Source organism: Noviherbaspirillum sp. (assembly GCF_035944575.1).
GTDB lineage: Bacteria > Pseudomonadota > Gammaproteobacteria > Burkholderiales > Burkholderiaceae_D > Noviherbaspirillum.
This window is the reverse complement of sequence record NZ_DASZBA010000219.1, coordinates 1-14260: the sequence shown is the minus strand read 5'-3', so window position 1 is coordinate 14260 and position 14260 is coordinate 1. Positions and strand designations below refer to the sequence as shown.

Annotated in this window: 11 protein-coding genes, 2 tRNA genes and 1 pseudogene; 5 read left to right on the top strand and 9 right to left on the bottom strand. The window is 55.5% G+C overall.

The genetic code is table 11. The features are described from left to right. Nucleotides 1–341 (bottom strand): hypothetical protein (locus VGU61_RS17490; protein ID WP_326860486.1); only part of this gene is annotated, 341 nt, incomplete at its 3' end. Here VGU61_RS17490 and VGU61_RS17485 point away from each other — a divergent pair. Then, entirely contained in the window at nt 325–975 is a 651-nt protein-coding gene (locus VGU61_RS17485; RefSeq protein WP_326860485.1) for a hypothetical protein, read from the top strand. The two genes, VGU61_RS17490 and VGU61_RS17485, sit on opposite strands and share 17 nt — an antisense overlap. Nucleotides 976–1508: 533 nt before the next feature. Here VGU61_RS17485 and VGU61_RS17480 read toward each other — a convergent pair. The 3 genes from VGU61_RS17480 to VGU61_RS17470 form a co-directional block, all read right to left on the bottom strand. Then, a tRNA-His gene (locus tag VGU61_RS17480) sits at nt 1509–1584 on the bottom strand. Nucleotides 1585–1670: 86 nt separating this feature from the next. Beyond that, nucleotides 1671–2483, bottom strand: coding sequence for a glutamate racemase (gene murI, locus VGU61_RS17475; protein WP_326860487.1), 813 nt, complete (start codon nt 2481–2483; stop codon nt 1671–1673). 31 nt (nt 2484–2514) lie between these two features. Then, nucleotides 2515–4050 (bottom strand): fumarate hydratase, encoded by a 1536-nt coding sequence (locus VGU61_RS17470; protein ID WP_326860484.1) that lies wholly within the window; start codon nt 4048–4050, stop codon nt 2515–2517. A gap of 562 nt (nt 4051–4612) precedes the next feature. Between VGU61_RS17470 and VGU61_RS17465 the strand changes: the two genes are divergently transcribed. Further along, nucleotides 4613–4927, top strand: a complete 315-nt coding sequence (locus VGU61_RS17465; protein WP_326860483.1) for a high-potential iron-sulfur protein — start codon at nt 4613–4615, stop codon at nt 4925–4927. 105 nt (nt 4928–5032) lie between these two features. Here the strand turns inward: VGU61_RS17465 and VGU61_RS17460 are convergent, their stop codons facing one another. Both VGU61_RS17460 and VGU61_RS17455 read right to left on the bottom strand, forming a co-directional pair. Further along, a complete protein-coding gene (locus VGU61_RS17460) occupies nt 5033–5461 on the bottom strand; it encodes a DUF3597 domain-containing protein (protein ID WP_326860482.1) in 429 nt (142 codons plus the stop codon). 298 nt (nt 5462–5759) lie between these two features. Continuing rightward, complete coding sequence (locus VGU61_RS17455; protein WP_326860481.1) at nt 5760–6389, bottom strand: YqhA family protein; 630 nt, start codon at nt 6387–6389, stop codon at nt 5760–5762. 338 nt (nt 6390–6727) lie between these two features. Between VGU61_RS17455 and acs the strand changes: the two genes are divergently transcribed. Both acs and VGU61_RS17445 read left to right on the top strand, forming a co-directional pair. After that, the gene (acs, locus tag VGU61_RS17450) at nt 6728–8710 is read left to right on the top strand and encodes an acetate--CoA ligase (protein WP_326860480.1); all 1983 of its coding nucleotides are present in this window, start codon (nt 6728–6730) and stop codon (nt 8708–8710) included. Between the two features lie 181 nt (nt 8711–8891). Continuing rightward, a tRNA-Ser gene (locus VGU61_RS17445) sits at nt 8892–8982 on the top strand. Nucleotides 8983–9100: 118 nt separating this feature from the next. On the opposite strand, the pseudogene VGU61_RS17440 reads toward VGU61_RS17445, so the two are convergent. After that, nucleotides 9101–10226, bottom strand: a pseudogene (locus VGU61_RS17440) (IS3 family transposase). 76 nt (nt 10227–10302) lie between these two features. Between VGU61_RS17440 and VGU61_RS22685 the strand changes: the two are divergent. Further along, nucleotides 10303–10431: a hypothetical protein gene (locus VGU61_RS22685; RefSeq protein ID WP_414691657.1), complete on the top strand. Its 129-nt coding sequence runs from the start codon at nt 10303–10305 to the stop codon at nt 10429–10431. A gap of 417 nt (nt 10432–10848) precedes the next feature. On the opposite strand, the gene VGU61_RS17435 is transcribed toward VGU61_RS22685, so the two are convergent. Together VGU61_RS17435 and VGU61_RS17430 are read right to left on the bottom strand one after the other, a co-directional pair. After that, a complete protein-coding gene (locus tag VGU61_RS17435) occupies nt 10849–12933 on the bottom strand; it encodes a DUF4214 domain-containing protein (protein ID WP_326860479.1) in 2085 nt (694 codons plus the stop codon). 454 nt (nt 12934–13387) lie between these two features. Next, nucleotides 13388–14260, bottom strand: an 873-nt coding sequence (locus VGU61_RS17430; RefSeq protein ID WP_326860478.1) for a hybrid sensor histidine kinase/response regulator, incomplete at its 5' end; no start/stop codon positions are given.

Below are 14260 nucleotides of genomic sequence, written 5' to 3'. Positions count from 1 at the left end.
AGTCCGAGTCGGGCGGCGCGACGCCGAAATGCTGCTGAAGCTGCTCGCGGCTGGAGGGGCGGTAATTTGAGCACATGATCTGATTCTACTAATCTTGGATTGGAATCGCTGGACAGTATTGGTTTTGCATCGCGCACAAAGAAGATGACTGTTGGCAGTATTTGCGGTTTAATTGTCAATTTTGTAATGCAGTGCGCTCTACATGGAACCAAGGAGCGCAAATGCTTGTGCCGACAATACTGGTGCTCCAGTGGTACAAGCCTTTCAAAAATTGCGGTGCCATGTTCGCCGCTTTTGTTTACAGGAAATCGGGTCCGGACGTCCATGAAAAAAACAATCATCGGTGCTCTTTTCATCATACTTCTCGCAGTCGGCGGCTACTTCGGATTTCAACAATACCGAGTGCTACAGGTCTTGCATACGCTAAAGCCGACGGTGCAACTTGCGTCGGCGTACCTGGACGAGTTCTATGCGCTTGAAAAGAATTCCGGAGATTTGACCTTGGCAGAGTACGACGAGAAGGCAAATGCGGCGGTGGACGACTTGGAAAAAAAGCTCGCCGAGCTGAAAAACCGCACCGGGCAGGGGCATGAAGAGCTTTATTCAATGGTTGTCACGCATGTGGAAACATCCCGGCAATCGATTCGCGAATTTTCCGCATTCGCCCGTCTCCGCATGGATCATGAATTCGCCAAAGAAGCTGCGGATACGTCCGTTTCAAAGCTTCATACCTCACGCAACCACCGGGAGTTTAAATATGCGAGGTCAAATGCCGGAGCCGCCATCAAGGATTTAAAAGAAGCGCGACTCAAAAGCGAAAAATCATTTGCGTTGGTTTATGCGTCAGCCGCCCAGGTCAAATCCCAACGTCATGTCCTTCAAAATCGTTTCGGCACCAAGTCAGTGGTATCGAAGGATGGACTAGACTATATTTTGAACAAATACTCCGGCGAGCCAGGGAAGAATCCCGCATAACCGGATCCGAGGGTCATGCATGTTCGTTTGTGCCGGTTCACATCATATTCCGGCGAGCCCGGTAATTTACGATCAGGAGGGTCGTGGCATGAACGGCAGATATGGAAATCGTCCCCTATCAAACTGCCCAAGCGGGCACATCGGATGCCTGACTGAAGTCGCGTCGCGAACACATCAGGTTGTGTCCGCTGCCTGCTCCTGAAGGCGGGGTTCAAAGCGTCCTTGCAGTCAATTTCTATTTTCGGCCAGTTCCGATGTAAGGCGTAAGTGTTAGGATAGCGACTGAGCTGCCCTCCCAGGTGCTCATATGTAGTTCTCCTGCAGTACAGATCCCGCAGCGCGTCAACGCTGCGGGATTTTTTATGCGCCTTTGGCGCAGGTGCTTGGTATTGCGAAAGGGGATTGGAGCGGCGGCCTACGGGGGAACGCCGGAGCAGCGGCGGTCTTTGGCGCTCAAAGGGTTCTGTTTCGCCGGAGCTGTCCAAAAAGCAAAAAGCCCAGTCCGAGGAACTGGGCTAACGCGTTGATTTCTTTGGGGTGGCCGACGGGACTCGAACCCGCGACAACAGGAATCACAATCCTGGACTCTACCAACTGAGCTACGGCCACCATTGAAACATTGATTGCACAGATGCTTACTGAGCAAGCCGAGCATTATACAAAATCCATGGCGTGCTGGCAAATTCGTCTGTGTATTAATTTTGCGCATCTATCCGGGCGATCGACGGATGTAGTTTCAGCAACGTCGAGAATGCGTGCATGAGCGAATTCTCGCTTCCGGTCGTGAAGGCAGCGATTGGGAATTCACTGTTATTGGTACGCAAAAGTTCTTGAGACTCAAGCAGGCGAACCAACTGGCGGGCCACCGGTTCGCCTGTATCGATGATGGTCACCGGATGCGATGCGCTGCGACCAGCGATCTCCATGATCAACGGCTGCACGAAGGCATAATGCGTGCAGCCGAGAACGATCGTGTCGGCACCTTGTGCAAGCAGCGGCTCTACATAACGCCGTACAAGCAAGACGGTGGCCGCCGACTGCAACTCGCCTTTTTCAATCTGATCGGCAAGGCCGACGCAGGGCTGCGCAATGAAACGCGCACCGGTCGCTGCTGAAATTTGCGCATGCAAAGCGGCAAACTTCACGCTGGAAAGCGTGCGGACCGTCCCGAGAACGCCGACGATGCCAGTCGCGCTGGCCGCCGCAGCCGGCTTCAGGCCCGGCTCGACACCAACCACCGCGAGCGAAGGATACCGGCCACGCAATGCAGTTATCGCTGCGGCTGTGGCGGTATTGCAAGCCACTACCAACGCCTTGATGCGCTGCTGCACCAGGAACCCCGCAATCGCGAGCGAGCGGGCAACGATCATATCCTCCGTCTTGTCACCGTAAGGAGCAAAGCCGGAATCAGCGAAGTACAGCAAACGTTCATGCGGCAGGCAGGCATGAATGTGCCGCAGCACCGACAAACCACCGATGCCGGAATCAAAAACGCCGATGGCATCCATCGGCGTCGGGGTGACTGCAGAGTGCGTCAAATCAGGCTGTGGTAACCGGAATCTTGCCGATGGTGGCGGCAATCTTCTCTTGCCATTCCTTCGGACCGGTGTTGTGCACCGAGATGCCGTTGGAATCGACCGCTACCGTGACCGGCATATCCTTGACGTCGAACTCGTAGATCGCTTCCATGCCCAGATCGGCGAAGCCGACCACTTTCGCACCCTTGATCGCTTTCGACACCAAATAAGCCGCGCCGCCGACTGCCATCAGGTAGGCCGACTTGTGCTTCTTGATGGATTCGATCGCGACCGGGCCACGTTCCGCCTTGCCCACCATCGAGATCAGGCCGGTTTGTTCCAGCATCATGTCGGTGAACTTGTCCATCCGCGTTGCCGTAGTCGGACCTGCGGGCCCGACGACCTCATCGCGCACCGGATCGACCGGACCGACGTAATAGATCACGCGATTGGTGAAGTCGACCGGCAGCTTTTCGCCCTTGGCCAGCATGTCCTGAATACGCTTGTGCGCGGCATCGCGGCCGGTCAGCATCTTGCCGTTCAGGAGCAGCGTTTGGCCCGGCTTCCACGAGGCGACTTCTTCCTTCGTCAGTGTGTCGAGATCGACGCGCCTGGACTTCTCCGTATCCGGCAGCCACTGCACATCCGGCCAGTTCGACAGTGATGGCGGTTCGATGTAAGCGGGGCCGGAGCCGTCGAGCACGAAGTGCGCATGGCGGGTCGCGGCGCAGTTCGGAATCATTGCCACCGGCTTCGATGCCGCATGCGTCGGATGCATCATGATCTTCACATCCAGAACCGTGGTCAGGCCGCCGAGGCCCTGCGCGCCAATGCCGAGCGCATTGATTTTCTCATGCAGTTCGAGGCGCAGTTCCTCGGTCTTGTTCTGCGGGCCGCGCAGCTTCAGTTCGTACATGTCGATGTCTTCCATCAGCACCTGCTTCGCCATCAGCATGGCGCGCTCGGCAGTGCCGCCGATACCGATCCCAAGCATGCCCGGCGGGCACCAGCCGGCACCCATGGTTGGCACTGTCTTCAGCACCCAGTCGACAATGGAATCGGAGGGGTTGAGCATCACGAACTTGGATTTGTTTTCCGAGCCGCCGCCCTTGGCCGCGACCTGTACGTCCACCGTGTTGCCCGGCACGAGTTCCATGTGCACTACCGCAGGCGTATTGTCCTTGGTGTTCTTGCGCTCGAACTGCGGATCGGCGACGACCGATGCACGCAGGATATTATCCGGATGGTTGTAGCCGCGCCGGACACCTTCATTGACGGCGTCGGTGATCGAGCCTTTGAAGCCTTCAAAACGCACATCCATGCCGATTTTCAGGAACACGTTGACGATACCTGTGTCCTGGCACAGCGGCCGGCGGCCTTCGGCGCACATGCGGGAGTTGGTCAGGATCTGCGCAATCGCGTCTTTCGCGGCCGGGCTTTGCTCGGTTTCGTAGGCGCGTGCGAGATGCTGAATGTAGTCGACCGGATGATAGTAGCTAATGTACTGCAGCGCGGCGGCAACCGATTCGATGAGATCTTCCTGCTTGATGATGGTCATGAATTTTCCAGTTGAAACAATAAATTAGGTTGTTTTGATGGGTAATGGTGAGGCTCGCCTGCCATGTGACGAAATCAGTGGAAACTTTGTATTGAACGCGAATCGCGTCATCTCACACACAAGAGGGGTACAAGCTTGAACAGCATTGGGTATAAAACCCGACCAAGCCGGCTCTTTAGGCTAGGCAGCGCACGATAAGCAACCTCTTATTTTACCTCCGTACCAGCCTGACTGGCTTCCGGGCAACGTGAATCTGTTTGCGGCGAAATCCGGCGTTCGCGTCGGGAAATCAACGAGATGTTTGCTGTTCAGTGGAATCTTGTCGCTGCGTTCCCCCTTCTTGGTTTTGCTTTCAAATCTTTATATGGTCAAAACACGTTTTCCATATCACCTCCATTGCAAATCATGCAACGGCACCATTTTTTATTGTCCAAGACATACTTCGAATATTCCGCTTAAAACCCAGAACTTAAGCGAGTCAAAGATCTCATATAAACGTTTCAGGTTACGTGTATGCGACATATTGCCGTCGCAAAATTGACTCTCACCTTCAGAGGAAGAAATGAAAGCGAACAGACGAACCTTCATGATCAAAAGCGCCACGCTGGTTTCAGGCCTGGCAATCGGCAAGCTTGCAAATGCAGCGGATGCGCCGAAATTGTCCGAGACAGATCCTCAAGCCCAAGCTCTCGGATACAAGGACAATGCAAAAGCCGTAGATAAGAAAAAATTTCCGAAATATGCGGAAGGGCAGCTTTGCTCGAATTGCCAGCTATATCAGGGGAAGGCCACCGATCCGATGGCGCCTTGCGCAATCTTTGGCGGCAAGCAGGTTGCAGGTCCGGGATGGTGCAGTGCGTGGGTAAAGAAAGCGTGATGCAAGAAGCATAAATCTGCGTCTTTGAAAAACGCAATTGGCCGGGAAGTGCAGGCTCCGATGCCGGGTGCAAACCCGACACCAGGAGCCCCGGCAAAAATGCGCTTAGTCCCTCAGATCAGCCGGCACCTTGCCGCCATTCGCCGCCAGCTTATTCATTACCTGCTTGTGTAGCCAGATATTCATTGCGGCGGAGTCATTTGTGTCGCCGCCATATTGCAACTCCTGGGCAAGCTCTTTGCGCGCAGCAAGACTGCTATCGAGATCCAGCAACTTGAGCAGGTCGACGATCGATGTGCGCCAGTTGAGTTTCTGGGGGTTATTCCTGGCCATATTGTTCAACACTGCTTCCACATCGACTTCAGCGGCAGGCGCTTCGGCGGAGGCAGCCGCTCCAGACGAGGCAACTTGCGGCTCTGCCGCAGTGGCTGCGGGAGCCTGTGCAGTGGTTGCCGTCGGTGTCGTGGCAGCGGCCGGGTTCGAACCGGCACGGGACGGAAAGATTTTGCTGAAAATATTGCCTAGCATACCCATGAGTATCCTCCTGATGGTAAAGAATTGTTAAATTACCAACGTAGGAGATTTGTTCAGGGTAAAAGTTCAAGCGATACGCAGGGGATGCAGCAGGAATCAAAGCGCTCAAGCGCGTGCCTGCGAAGCCGTTTTACGAAGGATGGCAGTCTGCCGCGAGTCGTTCAAATCGAAGCTGCCAACCTTCGGTGGCAAGGCGCCCCCAAATTGTCGGCGGCAAGTTCAAGGCCGCCTGGGAACAGCGAGGTCGCAACGAATTGGGAGAAGCGGAAATGGACATGGTCCATTTCCGCTTCTAGTGTCAATGTGGATTCTTGATGTTGCTTGCGTGGCTGTGCGTACCTGCCATGATGCGGTCGCTGTACGCAATCGCAATGGCGGAGAGCAGGAATACCACGTGGATGCCGGTTTGCGCGATCAGGGTCTTCTCGTCATATGCGGCGGCATTGATGAAGGTCTTCAGCAGGTGAATGGACGAGATGCCGATGATCGCCGTCGCCAGCTTCACTTTCAGCACTGAAGCGTTCACATGCGATAGCCACTCCGGCTGATCGGGATGGCTCTCCAGGTTCATGCGCGAAACGAAGGTCTCATAACCGCCGACGATAACCATGATCAGCAGGTTGGAAATCATGACCACGTCGATCAGGCCAAGTACCACCAGCATGATGGTTGTTTCGTTCAGCTTGGTGGGCTGGATTGCGCCGGGTATGGCGACGGCATCGAGAATGTGCTTGAGGGCATCCTGGTTGCCGACAGCGGCGCCGATCAGGTAGTACAACTCGGCCCAAAAGTTATAAACATAGACGCACTGGGCAAGAATCAGTCCCAGGTACAGCGGCAACTGCAGCCAGCGGCTCATGAAGATCAGGTTTGGCAGCGGCCTGATAGGCTTCTTGATATCGGGTGTGGAAGTGTCGTTTAGCTTCATTGGGAATGAGTGATGCGGAAGGGAAATGGAACCCCGGCATTTTACACTTGCCGGGGGATTTTTCCGCACGCATCATCTATCGAGGCAGCGGTATCCATTGCCGGCAACGGCCGGCATGATAAACCGCAAACAATGCCTTTCGGTAGAGGCTATAACTAGAATTCGGGCAAGACGAATGTGCACCGGTTTTGAGCGCGTCAATCAACAGTCAATCGCGATTGCGAGCCGAGCAATGGCAATGCAGATCCTTGTGCCGGACCGGATTATCCAAGTGTAAGGCCCGAGTAAGTGTAAAAGCTTATCTTTGCGTCAAGTTAAATCCTCAGCAGGAGATTCCCATGGCCGAGATAGAAGCACTCAAGCAGGAAAGCCGTATTTTTCAGCCGCCGCAGGCTTTCGTAAGCAATGCCGCCATTTCGGGCATGGATGCATACAAGGCCATGTGCGCTGAAGCCGAACGCGACTACGAAGGATTCTGGGCTCGCCTCGCGCGCGAGAACCTCGAATGGCATCAGCCATTCAGCAAAACGCTCAATGAAGCGAACGCGCCTTTCTACAAGTGGTTCGAGGATGGGCAACTCAACGTCTCCTATAACTGCCTCGACCGCAATCTGCATAACGGCAACGGTGACAAGACCGCCATCCTGTTCGAAACCGATGATGGCAAGGTCACGCCCATTACTTACCGTGATTTGCATGGCCGCGTATGCCGCTTCGCCAACGGCCTGAAATCGCTTGGCATCAAGAAAGGCGATCGCGTCATCATCTACATGCCGATGTCAATTGAGGGCATCGTCGCCATGCAAGCCTGCGCCAGGATAGGCGCTACGCACTCCGTCGTCTTCGGCGGCTTCTCCGCCAAGTCGCTGCAGGAACGCATCATCGACGCAGGCGCGGTCGCCGTCATTACTGCCGACCAGCAGGTGCGCGGCGGCAAGCAGCTGCCCCTGAAAGCCATCGTCGATGAAGCCATCGGCATGGGCGGTTGCGAAGGCATCAAAAATATCGTCGTCTATCAGCGCACCGGCGCCGACATCCCGATGCAGCAGGGGCGCGACCGGCCGATGCAGGACGTGGTGGCGAATCAGTCCGACACCTGCGAACCGGAATGGGTCGACGCCGAGCATCCGCTGTTCATCCTCTACACCTCCGGCTCCACCGGCAAGCCCAAGGGCGTCCAGCATTCCTCGGCCGGTTACCTGCTGTGGGCGGCGCTAACGATGAAGTGGACCTTCGACATCAAACCCGCCGACATCTTCTGGTGCACCGCCGACATCGGCTGGGTCACCGGCCATACCTATATTGCCTATGGCCCATTGGCAGTCGGCGCCACGCAGATCGTCTTCGAAGGCATTCCCACCTATCCCAATGCGGGACGCTTCTGGGACATGATCCAGCGCCACAAGGCCACCATCTTCTATACCGCCCCTACCGCCATTCGCTCGCTCATCAAGGCCGCCGATGCCGATGACAAGGTGCATCCAAAAGGCTTCGATCTGTCCAGCCTGCGCCTGCTGGGCTCGGTGGGCGAACCGATCAACCCGGAAGCCTGGATGTGGTATTACCGGAATGTCGGCAATGAGCGCTGTCCGATTACCGACACCTTCTGGCAAACCGAAACCGGCGGCCACATGATCACACCCTTGCCGGGCGCCACGCCCATGGTGCCGGGTTCCTGCACGTTGCCATTGCCGGGCATCATGGCCGCGGTGGTGGATGAAACCGGGCATGACTTGCCGAACGGGCAGGGCGGCATCCTGGTCGTCAAGCGTCCTTGGCCATCGATGATCCGCACCATCTGGAACGACCCGGACCGGTTCAGGAAAAGCTACTTCCCGGAGGAACTTGGCGGCAAGACCTACCTTGCCGGCGACGGCGCCATCCGCAACGAGACCACCGGCTACTTCACCATCACAGGCCGCATCGACGATGTGCTCAACGTCTCGGGCCACCGCATGGGCACGATGGAAATCGAATCGGCGCTGGTAGCCAACCCGATCGTTGCCGAAGCGGCGGTGGTAGGCAAGCCCGACGAAACCACGGGTGAATCCATCTGCGCCTTCGTGGTGCTCAAGCGTCCGCGGCCAAGCGGCGACGAGGCAAAGCAGCTGGCGAAGGAATTGCGCGAATGGGTAGGCAAGGAAATCGGCCCGATTGCCAAGCCGAAGGAAATCCGCTTTGGCGACAACCTGCCCAAGACCCGCTCCGGCAAGATCATGCGGCGATTGCTGCGGGTGCTGGCCAAGGGCGAGGAAATCACGCAGGACATCTCCACGCTCGAAAATCCGGCCATCCTGGACCAGCTGAAGCAAGCGCAATAACGAGGGCGGCCAAGCTAGCCAAATAGGCAACCCAGCCAATCAAACCGGTAAGATTGCCGGCGCGGTCACAAGCCCGCCGGCTTTTTTCTGCGCTTGGTCAAATTCGCGAATTTAAATAGTGCAATTCTCCGCCGAAGTTTTGCTATAATCTGCGGCTTCGCGAAAGCGAGACCCGAATTCAGGAGAGATGGATGAGTGGTTTAAGTCGCACGCCTGGAAAGCGTGTATAGGTTCATAGCCTATCGGGGGTTCGAATCCCCCTCTCTCCGCCAAGTGACTATAGAAAAAGCGCCTTTCGAGGCGCTTTTTTGTTTTACCCATCATCCCGCCCATCTGATGTGCCTCCATTCGTAGTGCCAAAGGCCTTCTAGCAAAGTTCGGTGAACAATATCAACTACTTTCCTGCTCGCCGTCTTTTGGCCTCCGGCTTGTTCGGCAGCTTGGGGCAAATTCCGCCGGCGTCTGGTAATTTAATGCGCTATGCGGCCGATACTGATTGTAATTGCGCCGCCATGCTGCGATTCGAATCCGCGCCTCCGCAAGGCAGACGAGCCAGTGGACTTTCAGACATTCGTCCCTGAAGCGACCGTTGAAACTTTCGATGTAGGCGTTCTGCGTTAGCTTGCCCGGCTCGATCAGTTTGAGTTGCACGCCGTTGTGATACGCCCATTGATCCAATGCCTTGCCAGTGAACTCCAGCCCCTGATCCGTTTAGATCGCTGACGGCATGCCCCGGAACTGCGCTGCGCGCTCCAGCACACGAACGACGTGGTGACCGGAAATGCCGTGCTCGGCCAGCAAATTGGCTGACTCCTTGGTGAAATCATCCACGATGGTCAACACCTTGCTCCTGCGGCCATTGGCCAATGCATTGCTGACGAAATCCATGGACCACACTTCATTGGGCCGGCTCGACAATGCCAGCTGTTCTCGTTCGACTGCGACACCATGCCGCTTGCGCCGGCGCTTGACAGCCAAACTTGCATTCTTGTAAAGACGAAATATCCGCTTGTGATTTACCTCGACTCCCTGCGTCGTAGCAGCGCATGCAGGCGGCGATAGCCAAAGCGGCGGCGTTCACCAGCCAGTTCAACCATGCGATTCTGCAATTGCTCATTCTAGGGCTAGGCCTTGCCCTGGTAGTGCAAGACAGTGCGTGACAGTGACAGTCCCACAAGCAGACAGGCGCAGTGCTCGGAAATCGTTGTCTTCTCCAGCATCGCTGCGACCATCTCACGCTTGGCCTGTGGGGTCAGTGCTTTCGACCTAATGAGACTTTCAGGGCTTCCGCATTCAGTATCGATTCGGCCAACAACTTCTTGAGCAGGGCATTCTCCGCTTCCAGATCCCGCAGCCGCTTCGCGTCCGGCACGGTCATGCCGCCGAATTTGGAGCGCCAGGTGTAAAACGACGCGTCGCTAAAACCATGCTGACGACATAGCTCTTTGACTGCAACCCCGGCATCCGCCTGCTTCAAAAACCCAATAATTTGCTCATCGGTAAATCGCTTCTTCACGTCCGTTCTCCCTCTCGAAAACGAACTTTACTAGATCCCGATTGGCACTCTCTATTGGGGGACACATCATTCTGCTGTGAAAATTGCTGCTCCTTTTTACGACTTTAAAGGAACGCCGATTCCGACACGTATCCGGAAGTATGAAGAATACAGGAGCGCCTCGATCTCGTTCATCGAGGCACGGAGTCCACAAACGGCTCGCTAGTGTCTAGGATGCTGGGTGCGATTCAGACGTTTGAATTATCGATTTGGTGGAGTAGCCATGAGACAACTACTGTTCGTCGAGAACGTCAGCCGTAAAAAATATTTTCGGCGCTTCAGCGGAGGTTTCCCACCTTGTGGCTGCGCTGCTAACAGCAATTGCTGTAGGAGCCACTTCCTTCTATTTCTTTGTAAATCCACTCATGCAAAATCTAAACCAATAGTGGTCAAATCGAAAAGCACCTCTCGCGAGACAAATGCAATGAATGCCAAATAGCTGATCAGGCAAGTCTGAAGCCCGTCCATCGTTTCCGACTCACCGCCGGAATGTAGTTCAAGATGCTTCAAAAGAAAAACCCGCATCATGCGTTTGCTGATGCGGGTTTGTTGTTGAGGTGAGTTTTAGTGCTACCGTCTATCGTCAAGACTTAACCAGCTCACCTGCGAACCACCGTGAAAACTTTTCAACCACGAACGTAACCGACCGTTTGTAATACGGTCTCGGCGCAGCGCTCACGTTGGTGAACGTGAGCGCTGCATAGCCTGTGTATGTCCACTCCGGATTTAGGTTGCAAGGGCCTTGCGGACCTGAGGATGGCGTTACGCTGATTGTAAACATGTTCTTTGAGGTTCCCGGTGCCGCTTGGATGATTGAGCCCTGCAATACACAATCTCCGAATCCGTTTCCTGTAAACCGACCTGTCAACGTGCCCTCGGGGCTGACGACGATCGACTTCTCTGTCGTTGCCCATGTGCCTGTCATATCCGCCTGCGTCACTGCCAGCGCATTGGCATTTGAATAGGATTGGGTGATGGGTTTATTCGGCTCGCTGCCCGAAGAGATGATGGCGCCGTACACTCCGTCGAAGCGCGACCGGGGAGTGACCGTTCCGGAACCGCCAAGGCCCATTACGAATGGAACGCTTCCGGAGGTCATGTTATAGCGGCTGGACGCTGTAAAACTCCAGTTTGATGCGGAGAGCGTCCATGCGCCCGTGAGCAATACGTCGATGTCCTGAAAGCCGAGGTAATTGCCGGCGTTGTCTATGAATGCCATCCCGGCCGGCACGCCTGGTTCACCCGATCCGGTGGTCCATAGTCCTTCTATGATGCTTCCGGTGGCGGCGGTGGAGCCGGGTTGCGGGGCACTGTTGGAAGGCGGTGTTTCACCGAGCGGAGGCGGTGCTGGTGTTTCGGCCACGCCGATCGGCATATACAGTATGCCGTTCTGTATATCGGCCAATACTCGGGTACGGTTTTCATCGCTTTCGCTGAAAGCGTACAGCACTTGCGCGCGCGATAGCTGATTGCCTCGGAGAATCTGCATCCAGTGATCGAAGCCTGCCTGCTCCGGCTCCCGATGCAATACATTGCGGTAGAGCTGGGTGATGAAGGCTGCATGGGAAAGGTTGATGCCATAGAGATCCGTGAATTCCTTTGAAGTCATGAAGTTTTCGGATATCTGCACTGGACTGATGCCTTGGTCCAGTGCATTTGTCTGTACCCCGAGGCCGGGACGGTCCGGCTTCCTGTTGAAAGCAGCCTGATAGAGGCGATAGGCTTGTCCCGCGTTGCCGCTGATGTCAAGCGCGATTGCGCCGTCGGAGAAGACCAGACGATTGATACTGGACGGGATGGCGATGGTGTCGCCGGTTGCATGCCTGGCCACGTACTGCGCTCCGCTTTTGACGATGACATAATCCCTGTAGCCACCAGCTAGAGTCATGGTTTGTGTTTCGCCAACCGGAGGCGCCGACGGAACGTCGGATGAGTTGTTCAGACTATAGAAGATACCGTGCTGTATATCGGCCAGTACTCGGGCACGGTTTTCATCACTTTCACTGAACGCGTACAGAACTTGAAATCGGGACAGCTGGAATGTGTTGAGCAATCCTGTCCAGTGATCGAAACCTGCTTGGTCCGGAGCGCGACGCAATACATTCCGATAGAGCTGTGTAATGAAAGCCGCATTGGTCAGTGTATCGCCGTAGAGAGCGGAAAACTCCTGCGAATACATGAAGTTTTCGGAGATCTGCAGTGGACTGACGCCCTGGTCCAGCGCTCGTATCTGGACACTCAGGCCTGACAAGTCCGGCTTTCTCCCGAAAGCGGCTTGGTACAGGCGATAGGCTTGCCCTGCATTGCCGTTGATATCGAGCGCAATGAAGCCGTCGGAGAAGGAGAGGCGCTTGATATTGGATGAAATAGTGATGCTATTGCCGGACACATGCGTAGCCGCATACTGTATTCCACTTTTGATGACGCTATAGTCCCTATAGCTGCCGGGCATCGTCATGACATCGATTGCTGACAAAGCAGGCATCAGTTTTTTGCCGTCTGCCGGTGCGGTTGTCCCGGCTAATGACGGACTGGCTGTCGTTGTGATTATGCCTGGACTGTTCGTGTCATATGTCGCCACGCTGTTGTCGCCTCCACAGGCGGCCAGCGCTAATACCAGAAATGCATAAAGCGGAAGGGGCTTGGAAATCGGCTTGGATGATTGCATACTAAAAGTTGGTACCGTAACCGGTGGTCATGTTTGGAAACGTACGATACTAACTAAATAGAGTATGGATGTCTTACACCGTGACATCAAACATTGATTTAGGGCTGCTAGCTGTAAGTGACTTACAACGTTGGATGCAAATCAATATCGTTATTACCAAGGTGCGAAGAGGGTAGGTTGAATGGAATTGGAAAGTTGCAAGCGCTGGAGCAGGTAATAACAGAAACGCGCTCGATGAAACTGGAATTGCCCCTCCCCGCAGGGATCGGCAGGGCAGCAGCCGCTCCGTATCCGTCGGCGAAGGATGCCGTGGTAACCCATGGTGCTACGACCCCGCTGGAACCTCTTCCGCGCCCTTAATCATCTCGGGATTTTTCGTGGCGCTATCGACCGCATGCCGCTTCGGATACTGTCATCTACACGGAGGCGGTCGTGTTTCTGTCCGGCGGAACATTCATAGGGGGCGATGCCGCGGTCCGGCTTGCCGGATCAACGCTTGCACATCCTCGTAACTCGCTGGTTTGGTGAGATGGTAGTCAAAGCCCGCCTGCCGTGTCTGCTGCCTGTCGCTTTCCGTTCCCCATCCGGTGACCGCAACGATCACAGCCAACTTCGCCGCTTCCATTTTTCGCAGCGCTGCAATGATCTCGTAGCCGTTCATGTCAGGCATGCCGATGTCGAGAAAAATCATATCGGGCATGAATGCGAAAGCGACTTCGAGCGCCGCCCGTCCATCGTTCACCATGCGTGTGTCGTGGCCGTCCAGCGAGAGCAGGGTGGACAGCGTTTCTGCCGCGTCTTCGTTGTCGTCGATCACCAGCACTTTCAGATTCGCCGCTTTTGCCGGTTGGACTGCTGGTTGATCGGGTATTGATGCGCGCGATTGCATGTCGTCGATATGAATCGGCAATCGCACGACAAAGTCGCTCCCTTTGCCGGGGCCGTTGCTTGCCACGGTGATGCTGCCGCCATGCAGTTTTACCAGGGTGCTGACGATGGTCAGGCCGATACCCAGTCCGCCTTGTGCGCGTCCGGTCGACTCGCTGACTTGAGAAAACATTTCAAACACGTCATGCAACCTGTTTTCAGGAATGCCGACGCCCGTGTCCTTCACCGTGATTTCGACTTCCCGTGCATCGCGCCGGGCGGTAAGTGAAATCTTTCCGCCTGCAGGCGTGTACTTCGCTGCATTGTTCAGCAGATTGCTGATCACTTGGGAGATGCGCGTCGGGTCCGCATCCAGCGGCATCGGTTCGTCGGGAATGCATACCGAAAATTCATGCCCGCCGGCTTCGATGAAGGGCAGGCTGGCGTCGATGGCACTCGT